General features: G+C 66.7%; 2 protein-coding genes. One reads left to right on the top strand and one right to left on the bottom strand.

The window, feature by feature from the left end:
* On the top strand, positions 1–297 hold a 297-nt coding region (locus AACY19_RS27135), incomplete at its 5' end, for an MFS transporter (protein WP_339454577.1).
* Here the strand turns inward: AACY19_RS27135 and AACY19_RS27130 are convergent.
* On the bottom strand, positions 281–481 hold a 201-nt coding region (locus AACY19_RS27130), incomplete at its 5' end, for a fibronectin type III-like domain-contianing protein (RefSeq protein WP_339454575.1). The two genes, AACY19_RS27135 and AACY19_RS27130, sit on opposite strands and share 17 nt — an antisense overlap.

Raw genomic sequence — 481 nt, 5'->3', positions numbered from 1 at the left:
CATGGCGGTGTCCGCGTCGAAGCACTGTCGTTCGGCGTCGCCGCGTTCCTGCAGAAGGTCTCTATCGGTGCCGCGACCGCGATCACCGGTTTTGCCTATGCCGCCATTGGCTATGCCCCCCAAGTGCCGCAAACACCGCACGTCCTTACCGGCATCCGTTGGATCATGGTCGCAGCCCCGATCATCGGCTGTATACTGTCGGCGCGCGCAATGGCGTCGAACCCGCTGCGGCGCGACACCCATCGACGGATTGTCGCGACGCTGGCGCAGCGAACAGACGCTACGCCGCCAGCGTGAAGGTACCCGAAACGCCCTCCGCTTCGGCCGATGGCGCGATCCAGACCCGGAACGCGCCTGGCTCGACCGTCGGCTTCAGGGACTCGCCGACGAAGGCCAGATCGGACCGCCGCAGCGTGAAGCTGACCTTCTCCGACTTGCCCGGTGCCAGCGACACGCGCCGATAGCCCTTGAGCTGCCGCAC

The organism is Pseudomonas sp. EA_5y_Pfl2_R50 (assembly GCF_963970475.1).
Classification (GTDB): Bacteria; Pseudomonadota; Gammaproteobacteria; order Pseudomonadales; family Pseudomonadaceae; genus Aquipseudomonas.
Note: the sequence above shows the minus strand (reverse complement) of the source record. Positions and strands in the feature narration are given on the sequence as shown.